20 protein-coding genes and 1 tRNA gene are annotated in these 22,939 nt (G+C 73.7%); 13 read left to right on the forward strand and 8 right to left on the reverse strand.

The genetic code is table 11. The features are described from left to right. Positions 1-73 precede the first annotated feature (73 nt). Both J5Y04_RS19820 and J5Y04_RS19825 read left to right on the forward strand, forming a co-directional pair. Positions 74-2,632, forward strand: a complete 2,559-nt coding sequence (locus J5Y04_RS19820) for a phosphoribosyltransferase (RefSeq protein ID WP_209413409.1) — start codon at positions 74-76, stop codon at positions 2,630-2,632. Between the two features lie 5 nt (positions 2,633-2,637). Further along, on the forward strand, positions 2,638-3,492 hold the full coding sequence (locus J5Y04_RS19825; RefSeq protein ID WP_209413410.1) for an HAD family hydrolase: 855 nt from the start codon (positions 2,638-2,640) through the stop codon (positions 3,490-3,492). Positions 3,493-3,674: 182 nt separating this feature from the next. Here J5Y04_RS19825 and J5Y04_RS19830 read toward each other — a convergent pair whose 3' ends face one another. The 3 genes from J5Y04_RS19830 to J5Y04_RS19840 all read right to left on the reverse strand — a co-directional run bounded on the left by J5Y04_RS19830 (position 3,675) and on the right by J5Y04_RS19840 (position 5,832). Next, positions 3,675-3,899 carry a zinc ribbon domain-containing protein gene (locus J5Y04_RS19830; RefSeq protein ID WP_148645294.1) on the reverse strand — a complete coding sequence of 75 codons (225 nt, stop codon included), beginning with the start codon at positions 3,897-3,899 and terminating at the stop codon, positions 3,675-3,677. A gap of 19 nt (positions 3,900-3,918) precedes the next feature. Then, positions 3,919-4,389 (reverse strand): DUF4442 domain-containing protein, encoded by a 471-nt coding sequence (locus J5Y04_RS19835; RefSeq protein ID WP_209413411.1) that lies wholly within the window; start codon positions 4,387-4,389, stop codon positions 3,919-3,921. Positions 4,390-4,497: 108 nt separating this feature from the next. Beyond that, positions 4,498-5,832, reverse strand: a complete 1,335-nt coding sequence (locus J5Y04_RS19840; RefSeq protein ID WP_307853201.1) for a hypothetical protein — start codon at positions 5,830-5,832, stop codon at positions 4,498-4,500. Between the two features lie 209 nt (positions 5,833-6,041). On the opposite strand from J5Y04_RS19840, the gene J5Y04_RS19845 reads away from it, so the two are divergent. Then, a tRNA-Val gene (locus J5Y04_RS19845) sits at positions 6,042-6,116 on the forward strand. 480 nt (positions 6,117-6,596) lie between these two features. On the opposite strand, the gene J5Y04_RS19850 is transcribed toward J5Y04_RS19845, so the two are convergent. Both J5Y04_RS19850 and J5Y04_RS19855 read right to left on the reverse strand, forming a co-directional pair. After that, a complete protein-coding gene (locus J5Y04_RS19850) occupies positions 6,597-7,244 on the reverse strand; it encodes a nuclease-related domain-containing protein (RefSeq protein ID WP_209413413.1) in 648 nt (215 codons plus the stop codon). A gap of 511 nt (positions 7,245-7,755) precedes the next feature. Further along, on the reverse strand, positions 7,756-8,472 hold the full coding sequence (locus tag J5Y04_RS19855) for an SDR family NAD(P)-dependent oxidoreductase (RefSeq protein ID WP_209413478.1): 717 nt from the start codon (positions 8,470-8,472) through the stop codon (positions 7,756-7,758). Between the two features lie 138 nt (positions 8,473-8,610). Between J5Y04_RS19855 and J5Y04_RS19860 the strand changes: the two genes are divergently transcribed. The 8 genes from J5Y04_RS19860 to J5Y04_RS19895 all read left to right on the forward strand — a co-directional run bounded on the left by J5Y04_RS19860 (position 8,611) and on the right by J5Y04_RS19895 (position 18,966). Beyond that, on the forward strand, positions 8,611-9,183 hold the full coding sequence (locus J5Y04_RS19860) for a MarR family winged helix-turn-helix transcriptional regulator (protein ID WP_245205071.1): 573 nt from the start codon (positions 8,611-8,613) through the stop codon (positions 9,181-9,183). Between the two features lie 36 nt (positions 9,184-9,219). Further along, on the forward strand, positions 9,220-9,930 hold the full coding sequence (locus J5Y04_RS19865; protein WP_209413479.1) for a VIT family protein: 711 nt from the start codon (positions 9,220-9,222) through the stop codon (positions 9,928-9,930). A gap of 177 nt (positions 9,931-10,107) precedes the next feature. After that, entirely contained in the window at positions 10,108-12,666 is a 2,559-nt protein-coding gene (locus J5Y04_RS19870; protein ID WP_305852853.1) for an ATP-dependent Clp protease ATP-binding subunit, read from the forward strand. Between the two features lie 193 nt (positions 12,667-12,859). Further along, positions 12,860-14,182, forward strand: coding sequence for a sensor histidine kinase (locus J5Y04_RS19875; RefSeq protein ID WP_307853203.1), 1,323 nt, complete (start codon positions 12,860-12,862; stop codon positions 14,180-14,182). After that, positions 14,179-14,856, forward strand: a complete 678-nt coding sequence (locus J5Y04_RS19880; RefSeq protein WP_209413416.1) for a response regulator transcription factor — start codon at positions 14,179-14,181, stop codon at positions 14,854-14,856. Before J5Y04_RS19875 ends, J5Y04_RS19880 begins: the two co-directional genes overlap by 4 nt. A gap of 408 nt (positions 14,857-15,264) precedes the next feature. Further along, positions 15,265-15,561 carry an SHOCT domain-containing protein gene (locus J5Y04_RS19885; protein ID WP_209413417.1) on the forward strand — a complete coding sequence of 99 codons (297 nt, stop codon included), beginning with the start codon at positions 15,265-15,267 and terminating at the stop codon, positions 15,559-15,561. After that, a complete protein-coding gene (locus tag J5Y04_RS19890) occupies positions 15,558-16,313 on the forward strand; it encodes an ABC transporter ATP-binding protein (RefSeq protein ID WP_209413418.1) in 756 nt (251 codons plus the stop codon). Before J5Y04_RS19885 ends, J5Y04_RS19890 begins: the two co-directional genes overlap by 4 nt. 73 nt (positions 16,314-16,386) lie before the next feature. Then, on the forward strand, positions 16,387-18,966 hold the full coding sequence (locus tag J5Y04_RS19895) for an ABC transporter permease (protein WP_209413419.1): 2,580 nt from the start codon (positions 16,387-16,389) through the stop codon (positions 18,964-18,966). A gap of 211 nt (positions 18,967-19,177) precedes the next feature. Here J5Y04_RS19895 and J5Y04_RS19900 read toward each other — a convergent pair whose 3' ends face one another. The 3 genes from J5Y04_RS19900 to J5Y04_RS19910 form a co-directional block, all read right to left on the reverse strand. Next, complete coding sequence (locus J5Y04_RS19900) at positions 19,178-20,086, reverse strand: metallophosphoesterase (protein WP_209413420.1); 909 nt, start codon at positions 20,084-20,086, stop codon at positions 19,178-19,180. 269 nt (positions 20,087-20,355) lie between these two features. Then, positions 20,356-20,721: a hypothetical protein gene (locus J5Y04_RS19905; protein ID WP_245205072.1), complete on the reverse strand. Its 366-nt coding sequence runs from the start codon at positions 20,719-20,721 to the stop codon at positions 20,356-20,358. A gap of 73 nt (positions 20,722-20,794) precedes the next feature. Then, on the reverse strand, positions 20,795-20,950 hold the full coding sequence (locus tag J5Y04_RS19910; RefSeq protein WP_174315750.1) for a hypothetical protein: 156 nt from the start codon (positions 20,948-20,950) through the stop codon (positions 20,795-20,797). A 117-nt stretch (positions 20,951-21,067) separates the two neighbouring features. Between J5Y04_RS19910 and J5Y04_RS19915 the strand changes: the two genes are divergently transcribed. Next, positions 21,068-21,697, forward strand: coding sequence for a TetR family transcriptional regulator (locus J5Y04_RS19915; RefSeq protein WP_209413421.1), 630 nt, complete (start codon positions 21,068-21,070; stop codon positions 21,695-21,697). 234 nt (positions 21,698-21,931) lie between these two features. Beyond that, the gene (locus tag J5Y04_RS19920) at positions 21,932-22,858 is read left to right on the forward strand and encodes a serine protease (RefSeq protein ID WP_209413422.1); all 927 of its coding nucleotides are present in this window, start codon (positions 21,932-21,934) and stop codon (positions 22,856-22,858) included. Positions 22,859-22,939: the final 81 nt, after the last annotated feature.

Consider the following 22,939-nt stretch of genomic DNA (forward strand, 5'->3'; position numbering starts at 1 on the left):
TCTGCACGAGCCGGACGACCCGTCGGACCCGAAGCAACCCGCACGACTCGCACCATCGAAGGCAGGACCAGTAGTGACAGCACAGCAAGAGTGGACCGGCCGCTGGGTGGCGGACCGGGCCGGCGTCGGCCTCACCGGCTCCGACCGGCTCCCCGAACTGGTCGGCCTGGCCCTGCGTGAGAACCGCAAGCGCGCCCACCTGCTGGTCTCCACCGTGCTCGGCAAGCACGTTCCGCAGCGACCGTCGGTGGTGCACGGCTCCGGCCTCGACCTCGGCCGCCGGGTCCGCGAGCTGCTCGGCGAGGACGCGGCCGCGCGTGCCGTCGTGCTCGGCTACGCCGAGACCGCGACCGGGCTCGGCCACAGCGTCGCCGACGGCCTGGACGCCCCCTACCTGCACTCCACCCGGCGTGCGGTGGACGGGGTGGCCCCGGTCGGCGGCTTCGAGGAGGAGCACTCGCACGCCACCTCCCACCTGCTGCTGCCCGCCGACCCCGCGCTGCTCGCCGGGGACGGCCCGCTGGTCCTGGTCGACGACGAGTTCTCCACCGGCAACACGGTGCTCAACACCATCCGCGAGCTGCACGGCACCAACCCGCGCGGCCACTACGTCGTGGTGGCCCTGGTCGACCTGCGCGACGAGGCCGACCGCCGACGGCTGGCCGACACCGCCGCCGAACTCGGCACCCGCCTCGACCTGGTGGCCGCCGCCAGCGGTGGCGTCGAGCTGCCCGCCGACATCCTGGACCGCGCCGAGCGCCTGATCGCCGAGGCCGGCCCGGCCCCGGCGCTGCCGCCCGCCGCGCCCGCCCCGCTGGTCCGGGCCGCCCTGGACTGGCCCGCGGGCCTCCCGGACGGCGGCCGGCACGGCTTCACCGCCGAGCACCGCGGCCGTCTCGAAGCCGCGCTGCCGGACCTGGCAGCCCGGCTGGCGGAGGCGCTGGAGCCCGTCGGGGACGGCGGGCGCGTGCTGGTGCTGGGCTTCGAGGAACTGATGTACGCGCCGCTGCGCCTGGCCGGCGCCCTCGCGGACCTCCTGCCCGACGGTGGCGAGCGCGTCCGCTACTCCACCACCACCCGCTCGCCCGTCCTCGCCGTGGACGACCCCGGCTACGCCATCCGCACCCGGCTGGCCTTCCCCGCCCACGACGACCCGGACGACTCCGCCCCGCGAGAGCGCTTCGCCTACAACGTCGCCCCCGGCGCCGACCCGGCCCGCCGCTTCGACGCCGTCGTGCTGGTGGTCGACGACGTCGCCGACACCCCCGCCCTGCACGAGGGCGAGCGGGCCCTGCTGACGCAGCTGCGGCAGGTCACCGACCGGGTGGTGCTCGCCGTCCTGCCGTCGCACCGTCCGTCCCGTCCGTCCCGTCCGGCGGCCGTTCCTTCGGCCGGCCCGGCGGTCGGCCCCACGGGCGCCCCCCCGGCCGGCCCGGCGGGCACCCCTCCGGCCGGCCCGGCGGCTGGTCTGCCCGGCTCGGCGGCTGGACTGCCCAGCCCGCTGCACGGCCCCGGGTTCTCCTCCTACCGCCCGGACGAGGTGGCCTGGCTGCTCAAGGACCTCTCCGACGTCGCGTTGGAGGCCCCCACCGAGGAGCGGGAGGAGGCCGTCCAGAGCGGCGGAGCCCACTACGCCGAGTCGCTGCCGGTCGAGTACCAGCCCAGCCCCGAGTACCAGGAGCTCTTCCACCAGGCCCTGCGGGTCTCCGCCCGCAGGATCGCGCTCGCGGTCGGCACCGTCGCCGAGACGCTGGTGCGCGAGCGCGGCCGCGGCCTGGTGCTCGCCTCGCTGGCCCGCGCCGGGACCCCGGTCGGTGTCCTGATCCGGCGCTGGCTCGCCTTCGCGCACGGCCTGGACACCCCGCACTACGCCGTCTCGATCATCCGGGGCCGCGGCATCGACCCGGTCGCCCTGCGCTACCTGGACGCCCACCACCACGCCCCCGACGTCGTGTTCGTCGACGGCTGGACCGGCAAGGGCGCGATCACCCGCGAACTCGCCGAGGCCCTGGCCGGTTCCGCCTTCAACCCCGAGCTGGCCGTCCTCGCCGACCCCGGCCGCTGCGTACGCACCTACGGCACCCGGGACGACTTCCTGATCCCGTCCGCCTGCCTCAACTCCACGGTCTCCGGCCTGATTTCGCGTACCGTGCTGCGCGCCGACCTGATCGGCCCGGACGACTTCCACGGAGCCAAGCACTACACCGACCTGGCCGGCGGGGACGTCTCCGAGGCCTTCCTGGACACCGTCGCCGACCACTTCGCCGACGTCCGGGAGGAGGCCGCCGGCGCCGCGGCCAGGCTCGCGGCCGAGGACCGCACGCCGGACTGGGCCGGCTGGGCGGCCGTCGAGCGGATCAGCGCCGAGTACGGCATCGACAACGTCAACCTGGTGAAGCCCGGCGTCGGCGAGACCACCCGGGTCATGCTGCGCCGCGTCCCCTGGCGGGTGCTGGCCCGCCGCGGCGCCGGTGCCGACCTCGACCACGTCCGCCTGCTCGCCGCCCAACGCGGCGTCCCCGTCGAGGAGGTGGACGACCTGCCGTACTCCTGCGTGGGTCTGATCCACCCCCGCTACAGTCGGGGAGCGACCGGTGCCTCCGGCACGGCCGTCCTGTTGAAGGAGTCCTGAGCCCGATGAGCAGTCCCAGTGGTTTCCTGGTCGCGAGCGACCTCGACCGCACCCTGATCTACTCCAACCGCGCCCTCGCCCTGGACGTGCCCGACCGGCTCGCCCCGCGGCTGCTCTCGGTCGAGGTGCACGACGGCAAGGCGCTCTCGTTCATGACCGAGCAGGCCGCCGCCCTGATGGTGGAGCTGGCCCGGGAGGCCCTGCTCGTCCCCGCCACCACCCGGACCAGGACGCAGTACGAGCGGGTCAACCTGCCCGGCCCGACGCCCGGTTGGATACCCTCGTACGCGATCTGCAGCAACGGCGGTCGGCTGCTCGTGGACGGCGTGCCGGACGAGGACTGGCAGGCCGAGGTGGCCGGCCGGCTGGCCGCCGCGTCGGTGCCGCTGGCCGAGGTGGTCGAGCACCTGGCGCTCTGCGCCGACCCGGAGTGGACGCACAAGCGCCGGGTCGCCGACGACCTCTTCGCCTACCTGGTCGTGGAGCGCGCCGAACTGCCGGCCGGCTGGCTGGAGGAGCTCACCGGCTGGTGCGCCGAGCGCGGCTGGGCCGTCTCGTTGCAGGGCCGCAAGGTGTACGCGGTGCCGGCGCCGCTCAGCAAGAGCGCCGCCCTGGCCGAGGTCGAGCGTCGGGTCGGCGGGGCCACCGTGCTGGCGGCCGGCGACTCGCTGCTCGACGCCGACCTGCTGCTCGCCGCCGACTTCGGCTGGCGCCCCGGCCACGGAGAACTCGCCGACAGCGGCTGGACGGCCCCCGGCGTCACGGCCCTCGACCAGGTGGGCGTGGCGGCGGGGGAGGAGATCGTCCGTCAGTTCCTGGCCCGGGTCCGGGGCGAGGTGGACGCCGTCGTCGCGCGCTGACCGTTCCGGCTGCGCGTCGACCGTTCCGTTCGGCGGTGGCGGTTACTGGTCCGTTCGGCGGTGGCGATGACTGGTCCGTTCAGTGGTGGTGGCGGGGTTGCCCTGCCTGGCGCTGGTGCGCCCGGGCCCGGTGCCCGGCGTGCCCGGTGCCGGCGTCAGGGCAGCCCCGCCCGGTACCGGCGTCAGCCGCAGCAACCGCCGCCGCAGCAGCCCCCGCCCCCGCCCCCGGACGGGGCCTGCTGCGCGGCGCCGCCGGAGGCCCCGCCGGTGACGGCGACGGCCGACAGCAGCTTCACGGTGTCCTCGTGTCCCTGCGGGCAGACCGCCGGGTCGTTGGCCTGCGCCATCGTGCGGCGGAGTTCGAAGGTGGCGCCGCAGGAGCGGCAGCGGAAGTCGTAACGTGGCATACCGGCAGGGTACCCAGCCTCAGGCGGTGCGGCGCTTCTCCCGTACGTACAGCTGCTTGCGCACCCGGGCCACCACCGAGCCGTCCGCCGCCAGGACCTCGGTGTCGAACCAGACCAGGGCCTTCTTGCCCTCCTGGGTCAGCTCGCGGATCTCGGCCAGCCGGTCCTCGGTGAGCACGAACTCGGCGAAGACGTCACCCCGGCCGGGCGAGACGAAGGTGATCTCGGCCGCCGCGTCCCAGACCATGTAGTCGCGGCCGAGGTTCTCCATCACCAGCAGCATCCAGAACGGGTCGGTCATCGCGAAGATCGAGCCGCCGAAGTGCGTGCCCACGTAGTTGCGGTTCAGCCGCCCGAGCCTGAGCCGGACCTTCGTCCGCCGGAAGTCGTCCGAGAGGGTCAGCACCCGGATTCCGGCGAACAGGAACGGCGGCCAGAAGTTGATCCCGCGCCGGAGCGTGCGGGCCGGGATGCTGCGCTTACGAGCCATGGCGGGACTCTACCCGACAAAGTTACTCACGGGTAACCCGGGGGTTGTGGCCGCCGACCTGTGGTTCTCCCCGTTCGGACGGCCAGTGGCTTCCGGCGGAGGCCCGCGCTACCGGTGACCGCCGATGTCCCCGCGGATCAGCTCCACCACCTTCGCCGCCGTCTCCCGCACGCCTGCCAGCTCCGTCAGGAAGTGCCAGTAGTCGGGGTGCCGGCCGGCCGCCTCCAGCTCCGCCACCGCCCGGTCGAGCCGCCCGACCGCCGCGTCCAGCGGGCCCGCGTGCCGCGGGTCCGGCGCCTGCCGGCCCGCCATCGCCAGCCGTTGGGCGTCGCGCAGGGCGAAGCGGGTGCGCTCGATCTCCCGGTTCGGGTCGTGCTGCACCTCGTTCAGCTGCCGCAGCCGCTCGTTCACGGCGACCACCGAGCCGTCCGCGGTGTCCAGCAGGGCGCGCACGGTACCGATCGCGCCCGTCGCGTCCGCCCAACGCTGCTCGTCGCGCGCCCGCGCCGCCTCGGTGAGCTTCTGCTCCGCCGCTCGCCCCGTCTCCGCCACCTGGTCCGGCACCCGCTGGAGGTCCTGCCAGCACGCGGTGGAGAACCGCCGGCGCAACTCGCTCAGCGCCGGTTCCACCGTGGCGGCCTTGGTCTCCAGCGCCTGGATCCTGGTCCGCAGACTGGCCACCCGCCGGTCGATCTCCCGCGCCCGTTCCGGCAGGTGCGAGGCGTCCGCCGCGATCGCGTCGGCCCGCTCCTTCACCTGCTCCGCGCGCCGGAGCGTCGCCGCCACCCCGTGCCGACCGGCGCCCTCGTTCAGCCGGCCCAGCTCCGGCGCCAGCTCGGCCAGCCGGGCCGCCAGGTCGTCCGCCTTCAGGCCCGCCCCGCGCACGGACTCCAGCGCGGTGGTCGCCGCCAGCAGAGCCCGCTTGGCCTGCTCCACCGCCGGCGTCACCCGCATCAGCTGCGACTCGGCGTGCTGAAGCGACGGCTGCAACCGCTGCAGGAAGCCGTTCAGCTCCGCCAGCGCCTGCCCGAGCTGCCCCTTCACGTCCTCCAGCTGGTGCCGGGCCCGCGCCGCCGCCCCGGACTCCAGCTCCTCCGCGTCCAGGTCGTGCGCGTCGAGCGCCGCCAGGTAGTTCACGGTCACCTGGTCGACCCGGCCGGAGATCGCCGCGAAGTCCGCCGCCGCCTGCCGGGCGGCCGCGCCGTCCTCCGCCGCGCGCACCGTCTCCACGGCCAGCCGCACCTCGCGCTGCGTCGAGTCCAGCTCGTAGAACGCCTGCTGCGCAGCGTCCCGGGCCGCCCGGGCGTCCGCCCGCACGCCCTCGCCACCACGCCGCCCCCACCAGCCGCCGCCCCGGCCGCCCCCGGCGCTTCCGAACGCCGACGCCCCGGCCGCCCCCAGCGCGCCCGCCACCACGAGCGGCAACACCAGCGCCTCGGCCACAGCACTCCCCGGTCGCCGCCCCCGCCTGCTCCCGCCGGCCACCCTCACTGCGCGCTCCCTGTTCCGACCGCTGATCCGCCCCCCATTCTTCCCGATCACCCCACCCCACCGGCACCCCACCCGTCCCACTCCCCGACCACCTGCACCACACCACCCCCGGGACCGGGTACCCTAGGCAGTCGCCGTTGCCCACCCCGGGCCACGGCCGGGGGCGCGTAGCTCAGTGGTAGAGCGCTGCTCTTACAAAGCAGATGTCGGCGGTTCGAAACCGTCCGCGCCCACCAGCCCACAAGGCCCGCAGCGATCATGCTGCGGGCCTTTTGGCATCTCGGGCTGACATCGGTGGCGGCGCTTGAGTAGCCGGTTCGTGTGGTCAAGCGCGTCGTGTTGATTGTCCTGGCACTGCGTGGCTGTGGGGGCGTTCACGGCCAGCCCGGCCGGAGTCGCAGTCGTTAACGCGGTCCCTCTGCGGGGCGCCTGAGTCCGCCTGATGGCTCACTCGGGGGAGTCGGTCCCCTGAATTCCTCCTAAATGATCACGGCGTTTATGCAGGTGCAGGATGCTGGCCAGGCGTGGCAGCATCCCCGGCCGTGGGGGATCGGCCAGGGAGGCCTGTGCCGAGGTGGAGGGATGGTCGTGCACCCCCTCGGCGTGCTCTCGGGTATCCGCCGTCCGCCCGCTCGGCACGTTCCGGCAAGCGGTGGCGCCGCGCATGCGCAGGCACGACGGCCGGTCGCTCATCGGGGTGCCTCGGGCGAGTTGAGCTACTGGGCCTTCCTGTGGCGACTGCCGATCCGGCTCCAGACCTGGCGGTGTCGCGCGACCCTGAAGACCATGTCAACGTGCCTCGGCGCGAGCCGCGTTGGCGCCGACGGGAGGTTCGAGGCGATCTGCTCGCCGGCGACGACGAGCACGGACGACGCCCCGCCGTGGCTGATCTTCCGGGCGCCGACCACGGCGATGACCGGGTGGACCGGTACCTCGAACCCGCACCACTCCTCCAGCAGCCCCGTCGTCCGCGATGCCTCGAACTCGGCGTTCGCCAGGTAGGGGAAGCTGTTGCGGTTGACGCTGACCATCCTGTCGCCGACCCGCACGGTGGCGTCCGGGTGGTGCTTGGTGTTGATCGTGAAGACGCCGGGCGGGCCGATCACCACATGGTCGATGTCGGACCCACTGGGCAGCGGAACGCCGTGCAGGACCTTCCACCCCGAGGCCCTCAGCGGCTCCAGGGCGGCTCCGACGATCCGTTCGCCCTCCAGTCCCAGGAGCGTCGTCGGGGTGGCGAGCGGGTTCCGGGTCACCTTGGCCACCAGGCGAACCCAGATGTTGTGTGACTGCTCCTCCTGCCGGAGCATGCTTTCCAGCCCGGCTCCGGGGGCGTTCAGCGAAAGGTCGTCCTCACCCCGCATCGGCGGCAGGAACGGCGTACCGGCCCGTTGCCGCGACGCGGGCACCCTGGGTGGCGCCGGCACGGTTGCGCCTCCACGGCGCCTGACGGTCCGCGGGGGCACGGACTGTCCGTGGACCGCGCACCACTCTTCGACCTTCGCCAGTGCGGCGGCCTCGGACGCGGGGTCCTGGATCTCGATCACGCCGGTCAGGCAGTCGAGCCATGCGACCGAAGCACCCCGGGAACCGGCTCTGTTGACGTACAGCCGCCACCTGCCGGGCTTCCGCCATGGCCTGACCGACAGTTCCTCCACGCGGCTCCGCCCTCCCCGGCCCAGACGCATGACGCGTACGCCGTAAGCCTCACGCCTGACACCTGGTCAGCATGCCCGGGCGGCGCGGCTCGCGAACGCCGTCGGCCGGTCGGGGAGGGGCGAGGTTCGGCCACATCGTCCGTACCCACGCTTTCGGGATGCCCCGGAGACCGTACGGCCTCCGGGGTTGCCTGGCATTGCGCGGTGGGGGCTGAGGTCAGCGGGTGGTGTGGGCGCCGCCGTTGAGGTGGAGGGTCTGGCCGGTGAGGTGGCGGGCGCCGGGGGAGGCGAGGAAGTGGGCGGTGTGGGCGATGTCGGCGGGGGTGCCCGGGCGGTTGGTGTGGGTCTCGGCGATGAGGGCGGCGCGGCGTTCGGGGGTGAGGGCGCCCCGGAAGAAGTTGGTGCCCTCGACGTAGCCGGCGGCGATGACGTTGGCGGTCACGCCGAGCGGGCCGAGTTCGGCGGAGAGCGCGGCGTTCCAGGCGGCCAGGGCCGCTTTTGCCGCGCCGTAGGCGCCGCCGCGGCGTTCGGCGCCGATGGAGCCGATGCTGATCACCGAGCCGCCGGGCGCGAGTGCCGGGCGGACGGCGGTGGTGGTGAGGACGGCCGTCAGGAGGTTCTGGGCGAGGTTGGCCTGCCAACCGGCGAGCAGGGCTTCGAGCGGCGGGAGGTCGTCCGGGGCGGGGTCGGGGAGGCCGCCGGCGGCGTTGACGAGGACGTCGAGTTCGGGGAGGCCGGCGGCGAGTTCGGCGACCTGGGCGGGGTCGGTGGCGTCGCAGACGACGCCGCGGGCGGACAGGTCGGCGGCCGTGCGTTCGACGGTGTCGGGGTGCCGGCCGGTGAGGACGACCCGGTCGCCGGTGGCGGCGAAGAGTTCGGCGACGGCGCGGCCGATGCCGCTGGTGCCGCCGGTGACGAGCACGGTGCGCGGCACGGTGTTCGTGCTGGCGTGCGGCGTGTTGTGCGGCGTGTTGTGCGGCGTGACGTGCGGCGTGTTGTGCGGGGTGGTGCGGGACATGTGACTCCCCCCGGAAGTATGTTTAGGTCTAAACGTAGCAGGAGGGTGTGCGCGATGGTGGAGAGCAACGCGACCGGGATCACTGCGGCCGGGATCGCCGCGGCCTGGCAGCGGGAGCGGCCCGGGACGCCGACCGGATCGATCGAGATCGTGACGCCGATCTGGTGGCTGGCGAAGGTGTTCACGGACGACCGGGGCCGGGCCCTGCGGGCGGCCGGGATCGACGCGGCCACGCTCGACCTGCTCTCGGTGCTGCGCCGCTCGGGGGCGCCGTACACGCTCACCACCCGGGAGCTGGCCCGCCGCACGCTGGTGACGGCGGGGGCGATCTCGCAGCGGGTCGCCCGTGCCGAGCGGCAGGGGCTGGTGGCGCGGGCGCCGGAGGAGGCGGGCGAGGGCGGGCGGCGTGCCGTCCTGGTGTCGCTGACGGCGGACGGGCACGCGTTGGTCGAACGGTCGGTGGACGTGGTGCTGGGCCGGGAGGCCGAACTGGTCGGCGGGCTGTCGGAGTCGGAGCGGGAGCAGCTCGTCGGACTGCTGGGCAAGCTCCTGGCGGACGTGCGGCGGCGTGCGGCCGCAGGCGGGCAGGGAGATCATCGAGGGGCTGAGGAGAGCGCCGAGCAGTGACGGGGAGTGGTCCTGGATGGACGGCGGTCCGTGGCGGTGACGAAGCCCGACGAGGACGGCAGCAGCCGGGCCGAACTGTCGTCGAGGCTCAACTGGCTGCGTGCGGCCGTGCTCGGCGCCAACGACGGCGTGGTGTCCACGGCGGGCATCGTGACCGGTGTCGCCGGCGCGTCCGGGTCGCGGACGGCACTGGTTGCGGCGGGCGTGGCAGGGCTTCTGGCCGGGGCGATGTCGATGGCGGCCGGGGAGTACGTCTCGGTCAGCACCCAACGGGACACCGAGCAGGCCGCGTTGGCGAAGGAGCGGCGCGAGCTCGCGGAGGACCCGGAGGGTGAACTGGACGAACTGACCGACTTCTTCCGCGGCAGCGGGCTGGACGACGGGCTCGCCCGCGAGGTGGCCGTGGCGCTCACCGAGCGGGACGCGCTTGCCGCGCACGCGCACACCGAGCTGGGAATCGACCCGAAGGCCCTCACCAACCCCTGGCAGGCGGCGGTCGCCAGTGCCGCGGCCTTCACCCTGGGCGCGCTGGTGCCGCTGCTCTCGGTGCTGATCCCGCCGGAGTCCTGGCGCCTGGTGGTGACGGTGCTGGCCGTCCTGGTGGCGCTCACCGCGTCGGGTTGGACGAGTGCCCGGCTGGGCGGGGCCGGGGTGGTCCGGGCGGTGCTGCGCAACGTCGCGGGCGGCATGCTCGCGATGGTCGTCACGTACAGCGGGGGCGTGCTGCTTGACCACTTCACGGGCTGAGGCCCGCCTGCGGTGAGGCCCGCGTGCGGTGAGGCACGCATGCGCTGAGCCATGCATGTGCTGAGGCAAGCACGCGGTGAGGCACCGGGCCGCCAACGGATCGTCCCGGGAGGCGGGTGAACGGGGCCTGTGTTTGTGTGGGCTCAAATCGTTTGGGAGAGGTGATCCACCGTGACGATGCCCCCGTTCGGGTCGAACGATCCGTTCTCCGACCTGCTCAGCCGGTTCTTCGGCATGAGCCCGCTGGCCTCCCCGCCGGCGGTTCAGCGGGTGCCGATCGGGCGGATGCTGAGCGAGTCCTCGCAGGAGCTGCTGGCCCTCGCCGCGCACCGCGCCGCCGAGGACGGGAGCAGGGACCTCGACACCGCGCACCTGGTCTGGGCGGCCACCCGGGTGGAGCCCTCACGGCGGATGCTGGAGCGGGCGGGGGTCGATCCGGACCGGCTCGCCGACGACCTGAGTACCGGGCTGCCGACCGGGACCGCGGAGGTCGAGCGGGACGGGCGGCCCGCACTCACCCCCTCGGCGAAGCGCGCGCTGCTCGCCGCGCACGCCCGGTCGCAGGCCGCCGGCGCCTCCTACATCGGGCCGGAGCACATCCTCGGCGCCCTGCTGGAGGAGGAGCGCTCGGGCGCGGGCACTGCCCTGCGCAACGCGGCCCCCTCGCAGGAGGCGCTGCGCACCGTGCTGGACGGGCGCGGCGTGGGCGGTGAACGCAGCAGCACCGGCGCGCACCCGAGCCAGACCCCGACTCTGGACGAGTACGGCCGGGACCTCACCGAGGAGGCGCGCTCCGGCCGGCTGGACCCGGTGGTCGGGCGGGCCGAGGAGATCGAGCAGACCGTCGAGATCCTCTCCCGGCGGACCAAGAACAATCCGGTGCTGATCGGCGAGCCGGGCGTCGGCAAGACGGCGATCGTCGAGGGCCTGGCGCAGCGGATCGTCTCCGGGGAGGTGCCGCAGAGCCTCAGGGACAAGAGGGTGGTCACCCTCGACCTCACCGCGCTGGTGGCCGGTTCCAAGTACCGGGGTGAGTTCGAGGAGCGGTTGAAGAGCGTGATCGACGAGGTCACGGCGGCCGAGAAGAGCGTGATCCTCTTCCTGGACGAGCTGCACACCGTGGTCGGCGCGGGTGGTGGCGGCGACGGCTCGATGGACGCGGGCAACATCCTCAAGCCGGCCCTGGCCCGGGGGGAGCTGAGTGTGGTCGGCGCCACCACGCTGGACGAGTACCGCAAGCACGTCGAGAAGGACGCCGCGTTGGAGCGGCGGTTCCAGCCGGTGCTGGTGCCCGAGCCGACCGTCGGGGAGACGATCGAGATTCTGCAGGGGCTGCGCGACGCGTACGAGGCCCATCACCAGGTGCGGTTCACCGACGAGGCGCTGGATGCCGCCGCGACCCTCTCCGACCGGTACGTCAGCGACCGGTTCCTGCCCGACAAGGCGATCGACCTGCTCGACCAGGCCGGTGCGCGGGTGCGGCTGCGCAGTCTGAGCGGTTCGACCAAGGCGATGCCGGTTCAGGAGCGGATCAGCAAGCTGCGCCGGGAGTTGGAGGAGGCGGTCGCGGACGAGGAGTTCGTGCGGGCGGCCAACCTGAAGACCGAGTTGCGGCAGACCGAGGACGAGCTGGCCGCGATCGCCGAGGGCCGCGAGGAGGTCGTCGAGGTCACCGCGGACGACATCGCGCAGGTGCTCTCGCGGCGGACCGGCATCCCGGTCGCCGAGCTGAACGCGACCGAGCGCGAGCGGCTGCTCAAGCTGGAGGAGCACCTGCACCGGAAGGTCATCGGGCAGGACCAGGCGGTGACGGCGGTCGCCCAGGCCGTGCGGCGCGGCCGGGCCGGGATGGGCGACCCGGAGCGGCCGACCGGCTCCTTCCTCTTCCTCGGCCCGACCGGCGTCGGCAAGACCGAGCTGGCCAAGGCGCTGGCGGAGCTGCTGTTCGGCGACCCGGACCGGATGATCCGCTTCGACATGAGCGAGTTCCAGGAGAAGCACACCGTCTCCCGCCTGGTCGGCTCGCCGCCCGGGTACGTCGGCTACGACGAGGCCGGCCAGCTCACCGAGGCGGTCCGCCGCAAGCCGTACAGCGTGCTGCTCTTCGACGAGGTGGAGAAGGCGCATCCGGACGTCTTCAACCTGCTTCTCCAGGTGCTGGACGACGGGCGGCTGACGGACGCCCAGGGGCGCACGGTCGACTTCCGCAACACCGTGGTCATCATGACCAGCAACATCGGCTCGCAGCGGATCCTCGACCACGCGGGTGACGTCGACGAGATCAGGGACGACCTGATGAGGGACCTCCGGGCGCAGTTCCGCCCGGAGTTCCTCAACCGGATCGACGAGGTGATCGTCTTCCACGCGCTCACCCGGAAGGACCTGCTCCAGGTGGTCGATCTGATGCTGGACCGCAGCCGGCGCCGGCTGAAGGCGCAGGACGTGGGGCTGGAGGTCACCGAGGAGGCCCGGGAGTGGCTGGTGAACCGGGGCTACCAGCCGGAGTTCGGGGCGCGGCCACTGCGCCGGACCATCCAGTCGGAGCTGGACAACAGGGTCTCCAACCTGTTGCTGGACGGCAGCGTGCAGGAGGGTGACACGTTGATCGCGGGGGTGGACGACGGGGAGCTGGTGGTGACGCTCGCCCGGCCGGAGGCCTCGGCGGCCTTCGATGAGGCGAAGGCGAAGGTGGAGGTGGAGGCGGAGGCGGAGGCGGACACGAGGGTGGAGGGGTAGAGGGGAGCAGGGGCCGGGAGTAGAGCTTGCGTTCGGGCGTACTCCCGCGGGAGTACGCCCGAACGCAACTCCGGGGTGACGCGGCGGGGCGTGTGCGGGGTCTAGCCTTCCGGGCATGACGCCGCGTACACCTCGGCCGCCGTCGGCGGGTTCCGGGCCGCCGGAGGATCACCCCGCGCCGGAGGAGCACCCCGTGCCGGGCGGGTCCCGCTGGACGCCCCCCGGCGGGTTCGGCGCGCCTGCGGGCGGGCTCGCCGAGCCGTGGCGTCCGCCGTGGGTGCGGGCCGCCAAGGCGGGGTGGCCGGTGGCCGCGGCGATCGTGGTCGCGGTGGTCCAGGTGGTCGGGTCCTCCGCGGCCGCGAGGCACCAGAGCGGGCGGGTCCCGCTGGACGCCTTCGGCTACCTCCTGCTGCTGCTCGGGCCCGCGCTGCTCGTGCTGCGCCGCAGGTGGCCGGTGGCGGTGGTGGCGGGCACCTCGCTGGTCACGGCGGTGTACGTGACCGCCGGGTACCCGTACGGGCCGGTCTTCCTGAGCTGGGTGATCGCCTGCTGTACGGCGATCGGCTCCGGGCACCGCCGGGCCGCCTGGGCCGGGCTCGGCGGGGTCTACCTCGTCCATGCGCTGGTCACCTTCGCGGTGCCGGCCGACTGGCAGCGCGCGGCGCCGTCGACGATCACCTGGTGGCAGGAGCTGGCGCTGATCGCCTGGCTGCTGTTGGTGGTGTCGGTCGCCGAGATCGTGCGGTTCCGGCGGGAGCAGATGGCCGCCCACCGGGAGTACGAGCAGCAGCTGGCGCAACGCCGGGCCAACGAGGAACGGCTCCGGATGGCGCGGGAGTTGCACGACATCCTGGCGCACAGCCTGTCGCTGATCAACATCCAGGCCGGGGTCGCGCTCGCGCTGATCGACAGACGGCCGGAGCAGGCGCGGACGGCCCTGACCACGATCAAGGCGACCAGCAAGGAGGCGCTCGGCGAGGTCCGCCAGGTGCTCGGGACGCTGCGGGCGCCCGGGGCGGCGGCGCCGCGCGGCCCGGCGCCCGGGCTGGACCGGCTCGACGAGCTGACCGAGCAGGCGGACAACGTGGGGCTGGCGGTGGAGGTGCACGAGAAGGGCAGCCGGCGAGCGCTGTCCGCCGGCGTCGACCTGACGGCCTTCCGGATCGTCCAGGAGGCGCTGACCAACGTGATCCGGCACTCGATCGCCCGGCAGGCGGTCGTCGTGCTGGACTGGACGGATCCCGACGCCCTGGTCGTCGTGGTCGCCGACCCGGGCCCGGCCTCGCCCGGTGACGCGGGCGGGTCGGGCAGTGGGCTGGCCGGGATGCAGGAGCGGGCCGCGGCGTTCGGCGGCGGCATCACGGCGGGGCCGGTGGCGCCGTCCGCGGGCGGCGGGTTCCGGGTCCGGGCGGTGCTGCCGACGCGGCCGGAGGGCGCGCCGCCGGGGGCCACCGGCGAGTGGCCGGGGACCTCGGGAGCGGGCCCGGGGACCACCGATGAGCGGGAGGGTGCGTGATCCGGGTACTGCTGGCGGACGACCAGCTGCTGGTACGGGCGGGGTTCCGCGTGCTGCTCGACATGCAGGACGACCTCACCGTCGTCGGCGAGGCGGACGACGGAGAGGCCGCGCTCCGGCTGGCCCGCGAGCTCCTGCCGGACGTCGTCCTGATGGACATCCGGATGCCCCGGATGGACGGGCTGGAGGCGACCCGCAGGATCGCGACCGACCCGGCACTGACCGAGGTCCGGGTGGTCGTGCTGACCACCTTCGAGCTGGACGAGTACGTCTTCGAGGCGCTGCGGTCGGGGGCGGCCGGGTTCCTGGTCAAGGACACCGAGCCGGCCGAGCTGCTACGGGCGGTCCGGGTCGCGGTCGCCGGGGACGCACTGCTCTCACCCGGGGTGACGCGCCGTCTGATCGGCGAGTTCGCGGCCCGCTCGAAGGCGCCGGAGGCGGCGGCGGCGGGCCTGACGGACATCTCCGTGCTCACCGAGCGCGAGCGGGAGGTCCTGGCGTTGGTCGGCATGGGGCTCTCCAACGAGGACATCGCCCGCCGGCTGGTGGTCAGCCCGCTGACCGCGAAGACGCACGTCAGCCGGGCGATGGTGAAGCTCGGCGCGCGGGACCGGGCGCAACTCGTCGTGCTGGCCTACGAGTCGGGTCTGGTGCGGCCGGGCTGGCTGGGCTGAGGAGCGGCCCGGATTCCTGAGGTGGGGCCCGGCGCCTTGCGGTGCGTCCCGGCGTCCGCGGTGCGGCCGGGCCCTTGAGGCGGGGCCCGGCCCCTGCGGCGCGGTCCGACCCTCCGGACCGCCCCCGCGGGTGAGCACGCCCTCTGCACCTCACTACCTCCGGTACTCCTTGTCCCGCCACCCCCACTTCTGTCCTGCCCGTACTCCCCGCATCCCTGCGGCGCGGCCGTCCGTACTCCCACGGGAGTATCCCGACTGCCGCTCCCCGGAGGACGCGGGAGTAGCTCCCCCGGCGGGAGGCTCAAAGCACTTCGGGAACCGCCCCGAGGTCGCTTCGGGAACCCTCCCGAGGTCACCTCGGAACAGTCCCGAGGCCCCTGAAGCCAACCGCCGAGGAGATGAAGCACCATGAACACGCTGCTGGCCGACCACGACGGGCACTGGCCGGGCCCCTGGATCCTGCTGATCCCGCTGGCCTGGGCCGCCGTGGTGTTCCTCGTGATCGTCCTCCTGCGCCGGACGGTCTGGCGCCGGGGCTGCGGAGGCGGCCCGGACCACCCGATGGCCGTACTGGGCCGCCGCTACGCCGAGGGCGACATCGACGCCGACGAGTACCGCGCCAAGCGGGCCGTGCTGACCGAGACACGCCGCACGCAGGAGCGCGGCTCGTTCGGCGGCGACTACCGAGTGGGTGCCGGGAAGTGACCACCCTCGATGTCGTACGCGGCACCGCCGCGCGGGTCGCCGACGCCGTCAAGATCTACGGCGTCGGCGGAACGGAGGTCCGGGCGCTCGACCACGTCACGGTCGAGTTCCCGGCCGGGCGGTTCACCGCGATCATGGGCCCCTCCGGGTCGGGCAAGTCCACCCTGATGCACTGCGCGGCGGGGCTGGACACCCTCACCGCCGGCAGTGCCTACATCGGTGACACCGAGCTGGGCCCGCTCGGCGACCGGCGGCTCACCCTGCTGCGCCGGGAACGGATCGGCTTCGTCTTCCAGGCGTTCAACCTGGTGCCCACGCTCACCGTCCGGGAGAACATCACCCTCCCGCTGGACCTGGCGGGCGCCGCGCCGGACCAGGCCTGGCTGGACGCGCTGATCGACGTCGTCGGCCTCGGCGACCGGCTCCACCACCGCCCGAGCGAGCTCTCGGGCGGCCAGCAACAGCGCGTGGCGGTGGCCCGGGCGCTCGCCGGACGGCCGCAGGTGGTCTTCGCCGACGAGCCGACCGGAAACCTCGACTCCCGCGCAGGCGGCGAGGTGCTCGGGCTGCTGCGCCGCGCGGTGGACGAGATGGGGCAGGCGGTCGTCATGGTCACCCACGACCCGATGGCCGCCGGGCACGCCGACGAGGCGCTGTTCCTCGCCGACGGCCGCCTGGTCGACCGGATGGAGCGGCCCACCGCCGGCGGGGTGCTGGACCGGATGAAGGCCTTCGAACGGGGGCGGTCATGAGCGGGCGAAGCAGTCGGACGACCGCGGTGAGGGCAGGGGCTCACACCCCTGCGGGGCGAACGGAGGAGGGCGCATGAGCTCCACGACGACCGCCGTCCGGCTCAGTCTGCGCTCCCTGCGCGAACACAGACGCCGACTGGTCGGCACCTTTCTGTCGATCCTGCTCGGGGTCAGCTTCCTGACCGGGACGATGGTGCTCGGCGACACCCTGCGGGCCAACTTCGACACCCTGTTCGCCGACGCCAACGCCGGGACGGACGTGGTGGTCCGCAGTGCCGAGGTGCTCGACTCCCCGGGCACGCCCGGCGGTGTCCGGGCACCCGTCGACACGGCGCTGGCCGACCGGCTGCGCGCCGTCCCCGGGGTGGCGGCCGCCGAGCCGTCCGTCCAGGGCGCGGGCCAGTTGGTCGGCAGTGACGGCAAGCCCGTCGGCGGGCAGGGTCCGCCGACCCTGGCCGGGAACTGGCTCGGCGACAGCCGGCTGAACCCGTACAAGCTTTCGGAGGGCCGCGCGCCCGCCGCACCCGGCGAGGCCGTGATCAACCGGGGTGCGGCGAAGACCGGGGGCCTGCACCTCGGCTCGACCACCGTACTGCGCACCCCCGACCCGGTGACGGTCACCATCGTCGGGATCGCCACCTTCGGGGACAGCGCCGACGGGATGGGGCCGAGCACCTTCACGGCCCTGACCTTCGGGGACGCCGAGCGCTACCTCACGCCCAGGGGCAGCGGCCAGGCCGCCTCGATCCAGGTCCGGGCCGCCGGCGGAATCCCGCAGGGCGAGCTGGTGGCGCGGATCGCCCCGCAGCTGCCGGACGGGGTGGAGGCGGTCACCGGGGCGGCGGCCACCCAGGAGAGCACGGACATGGTGTCCGGGCGGTTCCTGACCATGTTCACCACGCTGCTGCTGGTCTTCGCCGGGATCGCGCTGCTGGTCGCGACCTTCACCATCCACAACACCTTCGCCATCGTGGTCGCCCAGCGGACGAGGGAGAACGCGCTGCTCCGGGCGCTCGGCGCGGTGCGCGGCCAAGTGCTGGGCGCGACGCTGGCCGAGGCGCTGGCCGTCGGCGCACTGGCCTCGCTCGGCGGACTGCTCGGTGGGATCGGGGTGGCGGCCGGGCTCAAGGCGCTGTTCTCGGTGCTGGGCTTCTCGCTGCCGACCGGCGGCATGGTGATCACCACGGCCGCGGTCGTCCTGCCGCTGCTGGTCGGCACGGTGGTGGCGGTGGGATCGGCGCTGCTGCCGGCCGTACGGGCCGGACGCACCGCGCCGCTGGCGGCGCTGCGCGACACCGGGGTGGACCGGGCGGCCGAGGGGCGCTCCGGCACGGTCCGGGTGGCGCTCGGCGCCCTCCTGGTCGCGGCCGGCGTCCCGGCCGCCGTCGTCGGTGCGACCGACGGGCCGTCGGTGACGCTGACCGTCGCCGGTGCGCTGGGCGTCCTGGCGGGCGTGGTGGTGCTCGGTCCGGTCGCCGCGTCCTTCGCGGTCAGGACGCTCGGTGCTCCGCTGCCCCGGCTGCGCGGGGTCTCCGGCACGCTGGCCCGGCGCAACGCGGCCCGTAACCCGCGCCGGACGTCGGCGACCGCGAGCGCGCTGATGATCGGTGTCGCCGTGGTCACCCTGTTCACAGTGTTCGGCGCTTCCGTCAAGGCCACCCTGGACGCCACGGTGAGTTCCTCCTTCGCCGGGGATCTCGCCGTCACCGCGCCCTCGTTCGGTGCGGGCGGCAGCGGGGTCAGCCCGAAGCTGGCCGACGCGCTGGCCCAACTGCCCGAGGTTCGGCAGACGGTGGGCCTCGGCCGCGGCGTCGCACGGATCGACGGCCACGGGCGGACGCTGGACGTCACCGATCCGGCGCGGCTGGCCGGGATCGTCGACCTCGGCCGGGTCGACGGCACGCTCGACGCCCTGGGCACGGACGGCCTGGCGGTCTCGCGCAGCGAGGCCGGACAGCACGGCTGGAGGCTGGGCCAGAGCGTCACCGTCGGCTTCACGGACGGCGCGAGCGGTACGTTCACCGTCCGCGCCCTGTACGAAGGCGGCGGGCTGGCCGGCGACTACCTGATAACCCGCCAGGCCTGGGCCCCGCATCGCGGCCAGGACTCCGACACCATGGTGGCCGTGGGCCTGAAGAGCGGAGTGGCACTCGGGGCCGGCAAGGCGGCCGTCGAGAAGGCCGCGGCCCCGTTCGGGAACCCGAAGGTGCAGGACCGGGACGAGTACGCGGCGAGCGCTGCCGGAGGGGTCGACATGATGCTCTCGGTGGTCTACGCACTGCTGGCGCTCGCGGTCCTGATCGCGCTGCTCGGCATCGCCAACACGCTGACGCTGGCCGTGCACGAGCGGACCAGGGAGCTGGGTCTGCTGCGGGCGGTCGGCCAGACCAGGGCACAGTTGCGGGCCATGGTGCGCTGGGAGTCGGTGCTGGTGGCCGCGTTCGGCACGGTGGGCGGGCTCGCTCTCGGAGCCTTCCTCGGCTGGGCGCTGGTGCGGGCCTCGGACAGCGCGGGGACGGGCTCGTTCGCGATACCGCCGGGGCAGCTCGCGGTGGTGCTGGGGGCCGGGCTGCTGGCCGGCGCGGTGGCCGGCCTCCGTCCGGCGGGCCGGGCGGCGCGGCTGGACGTGCTCCGGGCGATCGCGACGGAGTGAGGCGGGCGGTTGGGTGCGGGTCCGGGCCGCACCCACCGCGGACCCGCGGGCCGCGGCGACTCCACGCCGCGGCACTGCGGGCCGCCCACGCCTCCGGACCTCCGGCTCTCGGCTCCTCCGGCCTTCGGCCTTCAGCTCCTCTGGCTCTCGGCCCTCGGCCGTCAGGACCTCAGGACCTCAGGACCTCGAAGCCGCGGGCCGGAGGGTGGCCTCAGCCGCCCTGCGGGAACACCTCCCGCAGCAGCGGGTCCGGCAGGCCGCGGCGGTGCCACTCGCGGGGGTAGCCGAGCGAGACCTCCTCGAAGCGGACGCCGTCGTAGGAGGTCACCCGGGGGATGTGCAGATGGCCGTAGATCATCGCGGCGGTGTTGAAGCGGCGGTGCCAGTCGGCCGTCAGCTCGGTGCCGCACCACTGGGCGAACTCCGGATACCAGAGGACCTCGGTGGGGTGGCGCACCAGCGGATAGTGGTTGACCAGGACCAGCGGCAGGTCCGGGTCGTGGGCGGCGAGCCGCTCCTCGGTGATCCGGACGCGTTCGCGGCACCAGGAGTCGCGGTCCGGGAACGGGTCCGGGTGGAGCATCCGCTCGTCCGCGCAGACCACGCCGCTGCTGTAGGCGGCTGCCAGGGACTGCTCCTTGGTGGTCGTCCCCGGCGCACGGAAGGAGTAGTCGTACAGCAGGAAGAGCGGCGCCACGGCGACTGGTCCGCCGGGGCCCTCCCAGAGCGGATACGGATCCTCGGGGGTCACGACACCGAGACGGCGGCAGAGCTCCACCAGGTACTCGTAACGGGCCACGCCGCGCAGCTGTACCGGGTCGTCGGGGTGGGTCCACAGCTCGTGGTTGCCGGGGGCCCAGATCACGCGGGCGAAGCGTTCGGCCAGGAGGCCCAGGCTCCACTCGATGGAGGTGGTGATTTCGGCGATGTCGCCGGCGACGATCAACCAGTCGTCGGGGGAGTCCGGCTCCAGCTTCTCCAGCAGGTCGCGGTTCTCCTGGTAGGAGATGTGGAGGTCGCTCACGGCGAGGAGCCGGCCCGTCCGTCCGGGGGCGCCGGGGCCTCCCGTCCGTCCCGACTGCGCGTCACTCTGGTACTCGGTCGTCACTCCAGCCCCCATACATTCACCCGGCCGATAGCGCCACAGTACGGGGACGGGCGGGTGCGGCGCCGCGGATTGGCTGGATCAGTCGTTCGAGTGGCGTGGTTCCTGTGCTGGCCAGAGCGGTCCGCGGAGGCCGCAGGGCCGCACGGCCGGGCTACCCGAGCGTCCCCGCCAATCGGGGCTCGCCGTCCGAGTGCGCCCGTCATCCGGGTGCACCTGCCATCCAGTGCTCATCACATGAGCGCGCCCGCCATCCGGGGCCCGCCGCCCGAGCCGGTTGCGGCTCAGGTGCCGATCTGCCAGAGCACACCGTGGTCGGCGGCGGTGGTGACGGCCAGGAGGGCCAGGGCGGTGACGCCGAGCACCAGGCCGAGAACGGCGCGTCCGCGGCGACGGGTGCCCCGGACGAGGGCGAGCGTGGCGAGGACGATGGCGAGCGGTCCGAGGACGATGTTGAAGAGCAGCAGGCCGGGCAGGCCGAGCAGGAAGGAGGCGACGGCCAGGTTGTCGGCTTCGGAGGCGGTGTGACGGCGCGTCGTGCCCGTACCCGCGTCGCCCACGGCGGTACGGGTGGTGGTGCGGGCGGCGGTGCTCGTGACAGCGCTGGCACTCGTGGCGGCACTCGTGGCAGTACTCGTGGCGGTGCTCATGGTGGTGGTGAGTCCTTCCGAGGAGGGCGGAGGCCGGTGGGTCAGAAGGCCGGCGGGCGTAGGGGGTACCGGCTCAGCGCTGACGCAGTCGGGCGATGCCCTCGCGGGCACCGAACGCGAGCAGCCAGGCGGCGATGGCGGCGGAGGCGGTGAGGAAGACCGGGAGCGAGGTGTGGGCGGCGGCGCCGACGAGAACGCCCATGGCGATCAGGGCGGTGAGCAGGATCATGGCGTGCCCTTCCGGGAGCAGACGGTGCGAAACTTTGGGTTTACAAGTGTTCGCTGAATCCTCGGCCACTCTACGCCCGGCTGGCCAAGTTCGGCAAACACTTGTTTACTGAATGGCGTGAGTCACAGCGTGGGGGCCAGACAGGCCCAGAAGCAGCAGAGTCGGCGTGCGTTGCTGGATGCGGGGCTCGGCCTGCTGGCCGATCAGAACCTGGCGAGCCTCGGCGTACGCGAGGTCACCCGCGCCGCCGGGCTGTCGCCGGCCGCGTTCTACCGCCACTTCCCCGACCTCGCCGCCCTTGGCGTGGCGCTGGTCGAGGAGTCGCTCGCCAGTCTCCATGTAATGGTCCGCTCGGTGCTCGCCGGCGAGGGCGGGGCTGAGGAGCTGATCGACCGGACGGTGGACGTCATCGAGCAGCACGTCCGCGAGCACCACGCTCACGTGCGCTTCCTGTCCCGCGAGCGGCACGGGGGTGTGCGGCAGGTGCGGGAGGCGATCGACGCCGAACTGGGGCGGTTCGCCGAGGAGGTGGGTGCGGCGCTCGCGCTCCAGCCGGTGTCCGAGGGGTGGAGTCGGGAGGATCTGCGGATGCTGGCCGAGCTCTACGTCGACCACATGGTCTCCACGGCCGCGGCCTTCCTTGAGGCGCAGGAGGCGGATCCGGCCCGTGAACGGCGGATCGCCGCCACCGCCAGGCTCCAGCTCCGGCTGATCAGCCTCGGCCGCCGCCACTGGCCGGGCGGTTGAGGCCGGGGCGGTTGGGGCCGGCTGGGGCGGTTGGGGCCGGCCGGGGTGGCTGACGGTGGCTTGGGGGTGGCCGGGGGCGGTCGGGGTCGGTCGGGGTCGGTCGGGGTGGCTGGGGGCGGGGGAGTGGTCGACAGGTGGGGAGTGGTCGACCGTACCCCTCCTTTGTGGGTGAACTCTTGACATCTCGTCATGTCCGCGCCAGCTTGGGTGCACCCCCACAACGAGAGGTCTCTCATGAAGAAGCCGCTCATAGGCATGCTCTCCACGCTCCTGCTCGCCGGGGCCACCGCCCTCGCCGCGGCCCCCACGGCAACCGCAGCCCCCGCCGATGCCGGAGCCACCACCGCAGCCGCCGCAGCCGCCGGGACGTCCGCAGTCACCGCGGAGAATGTCGCGGAGGCCGCCGGGACGCAGGCGCGGGCCGCCGCCGCGGTGAACTTCGCCGGTACGGTGGCGCTCAGCAACTGCTCCGGCTCGCTGGTCCGCCTCCCCGGCTCGGCCGCCACCGACCCGGCGCTCGTCCTCTCGAATGGTCACTGCCTGGAGAGCGGATTCCCCGGTCCCGGCGAGGTCGTGGTCAACCAGGCGTCCAGCCGCACCTTCTCGCTGCTCAACTCCACCGGCGGCAAGGCCGCCACGCTGCGCGCCACCAAGGTGGTCTACGGGACCATGACCGACACCGACGTGTCGATCTACCAGCTGAACACCACCTACGCCTCGATCCAGTCGCGCTACGGGATCGCCCCGCTGACCATCGCGGCGGGTCACCCGGTCCAGGGCACCTCGATCAAGGTGGTCTCCGGGTACTGGAAGAAGATCTACTCCTGCTCGGTCGACGGCTTCGTCTACCGGCTGAAGGAGGGCTCCTGGACCTGGAAGGACTCGGTCCGCTACACCTCCAGCTGCAACACCATCGGCGGCACCTCCGGCTCGCCCGTGGTCGACGTCAACACCGGCCAGGTCGTCGCCGTGAACAACACCGGCAACGAGGACGGCCAGCGCTGCACCGACAACAACCCGTGCGAGGTGGACCAGAACGGTGTGGTGACCGTCCGCCAGGGCATCAACTACGCCCAGGAGACCTACGGCATCCCGGCCTGCTTCGCGGCGGGCAACCGCCTCGACCTCACCCTGCCCGGCTGCACCCTGCCGCGCCCCTGACCTGCACACCCTTCCCCGGTGGGCCATCCGCGATCGGCGGGTGGCCCACTCGGCCGTCTACCGGACGGCCGTCCGACCGGC

Source organism: Kitasatospora sp. RG8, assembly GCF_017813315.1.
GTDB lineage: Bacteria > Actinomycetota > Actinomycetes > Streptomycetales > Streptomycetaceae > Kitasatospora.